Genomic DNA, 3,028 nt, shown 5'->3' on the forward strand with positions numbered 1-3,028 from the left:
AACGTGTTCTTTGAAAACTAGATAACAGTAGACATCACATTCAATTAGTAACACAAGATATCACATAGTGATTCTTTTTAACGGTTAAGTTAGAAAGGGCGCACGGTGGATGCCTTGGCACTAGGAGCCGATGAAGGACGGGACGAACACCGATATGCTTCGGGGAGCTGTAAGCAAGCTTTGATCCGGAGATTTCCGAATGGGGAAACCCACCACTCGTAATGGAGTGGTATCCATATCTGAATTCATAGGATATGAGAAGGCAGACCCGGGGAACTGAAACATCTAAGTACCCGGAGGAAGAGAAAGCAAATGCGATTCCCTGAGTAGCGGCGAGCGAAACGGGATTAGCCCAAACCAAGAGGCTTGCCTCTTGGGGTTGTAGGACACTCTATACGGAGTTACAAAGGAACGAGGTAGATGAAGAGGTCTGGAAAGGCCCGCCATAGAAGGTAACAGCCCTGTAGTCAAAACTTCGTTCTCTCCAGAGTGGATCCTGAGTACGGCGGAACACGTGAAATTCCGTCGGAATCCGGGAGGACCATCTCCCAAGGCTAAATACTCCCTAGTGACCGATAGTGAACCAGTACCGTGAGGGAAAGGTGAAAAGCACCCCGGAAGGGGAGTGAAAGAGATCCTGAAACCGTGTGCCTACAAGTAGTCAGAGCCCGTTAACGGGTGATGGCGTGCCTTTTGTAGAATGAACCGGCGAGTTACGATCCCGTGCAAGGTTAAGCAGAAGATGCGGAGCCGCAGCGAAAGCGAGTCTGAATAGGGCGCATGAGTACGTGGTCGTAGACCCGAAACCAGGTGATCTACCCATGTCCAGGGTGAAGTTCAGGTAACACTGAATGGAGGCCCGAACCCACGCACGTTGAAAAGTGCGGGGATGAGGTGTGGGTAGGGGTGAAATGCCAATCGAACCTGGAGATAGCTGGTTCTCTCCGAAATAGCTTTAGGGCTAGCCTCAAGGTAAGAGTCTTGGAGGTAGAGCACTGATTGGACTAGGGGCCCCTACCGGGTTACCGAATTCAGTCAAACTCCGAATGCCAATGACTTATCCTTGGGAGTCAGACTGCGAGTGATAAGATCCGTAGTCGAAAGGGAAACAGCCCAGACCGCCAGCTAAGGTCCCAAAGTATACGTTAAGTGGAAAAGGATGTGGAGTTGCTTAGACAACCAGGATGTTGGCTTAGAAGCAGCCACCATTTAAAGAGTGCGTAATAGCTCACTGGTCGAGTGACTCTGCGCCGAAAATGTACCGGGGCTAAACGTATCACCGAAGCTGCGGACTGTTCTTCGAACAGTGGTAGGAGAGCGTTCTAAGGGCTGTGAAGCCAGACCGGAAGGACTGGTGGAGCGCTTAGAAGTGAGAATGCCGGTATGAGTAGCGAAAGAGGGGTGAGAATCCCCTCCACCGAATGCCTAAGGTTTCCTGAGGAAGGCTCGTCCGCTCAGGGTTAGTCGGGACCTAAGCCGAGGCCGAAAGGCGTAGGCGATGGACAACAGGTTGATATTCCTGTACCACCTCCTCACCATTTGAGCAATGGGGGGACGCAGGAGGATAGGGTAAGCGCGGTATTGGATATCCGCGTCCAAGCAGTTAGGCTGGGAAATAGGCAAATCCGTTTCCCATAAGGCTGAGCTGTGATGGCGAGCGAAATTTAGTAGCGAAGTTCCTGATTCCACACTGCCAAGAAAAGCCTCTAGCGAGGTGAGAGGTGCCCGTACCGCAAACCGACACAGGTAGGCGAGGAGAGAATCCTAAGGTGATCGAGAGAACTCTCGTTAAGGAACTCGGCAAAATGACCCCGTAACTTCGGGAGAAGGGGTGCTCTGTTAGGGTGCAAGCCCGAGAGAGCCGCAGTGAATAGGCCCAGGCGACTGTTTAGCAAAAACACAGGTCTCTGCGAAGCCGTAAGGCGAAGTATAGGGGCTGACGCCTGCCCGGTGCTGGAAGGTTAAGAGGAGCGCTTAGCGTAAGCGAAGGTGCGAATTGAAGCCCCAGTAAACGGCGGCCGTAACTATAACGGTCCTAAGGTAGCGAAATTCCTTGTCGGGTAAGTTCCGACCCGCACGAAAGGCGCAACGATCTGGGCACTGTCTCAACGAGAGACTCGGTGAAATTATAGTACCTGTGAAGATGCAGGTTACCCGCGACAGGACGGAAAGACCCCGTGGAGCTTTACTGCAGCCTGATATTGAATGTTGGTACAGCTTGTACAGGATAGGTAGGAGCCTTGGAAACCGGAGCGCCAGCTTCGGTGGAGGCATCGGTGGGATACTACCCTGGCTGTATTGACCTTCTAACCCGCCGCCCTTATCGGGCGGGGAGACAGTGTCAGGTGGGCAGTTTGACTGGGGCGGTCGCCTCCTAAAAGGTAACGGAGGCGCCCAAAGGTTCCCTCAGAATGGTTGGAAATCATTCGCAGAGTGTAAAGGCACAAGGGAGCTTGACTGCGAGACCTACAAGTCGAGCAGGGACGAAAGTCGGGCTTAGTGATCCGGTGGTTCCGCATGGAAGGGCCATCGCTCAACGGATAAAAGCTACCCCGGGGATAACAGGCTTATCTCCCCCAAGAGTCCACATCGACGGGGAGGTTTGGCACCTCGATGTCGGCTCATCGCATCCTGGGGCTGTAGTCGGTCCCAAGGGTTGGGCTGTTCGCCCATTAAAGCGGTACGCGAGCTGGGTTCAGAACGTCGTGAGACAGTTCGGTCCCTATCCGTCGCGGGCGCAGGAAATTTGAGAGGAGCTGTCCTTAGTACGAGAGGACCGGGATGGACGCACCGCTGGTGTACCAGTTGTTCTGCCAAGGGCATCGCTGGGTAGCTATGTGCGGACGGGATAAGTGCTGAAAGCATCTAAGCATGAAGCCCCCCTCAAGATGAGATTTCCCATTCCGCAAGGAAGTAAGATCCCTGAAAGATGATCAGGTTGATAGGTCTGAGGTGGAAGTGTGGCGACACATGGAGCTGACAGATACTAATCGATCGAGGACTTAACCTAATTTCTAATGATGTCACA

Annotated in this window: 1 rRNA gene; it reads left to right on the forward strand. The window is 53.0% G+C overall.

What is annotated here, in order from left to right:
• The first annotated feature begins 82 nt into the window (after positions 1-82).
• Positions 83-3,010: ribosomal RNA gene (locus tag KXD37_RS24010) — 23S ribosomal RNA — on the forward strand.
• Positions 3,011-3,028 lie beyond the last annotated feature (18 nt).

It is taken from the genome of Bacillus sp. XT-2, assembly GCF_025696525.1.
In the GTDB taxonomy this organism is placed as follows: Bacteria; Bacillota; Bacilli; order Bacillales; family Bacillaceae; genus Bacillus; species Bacillus halotolerans.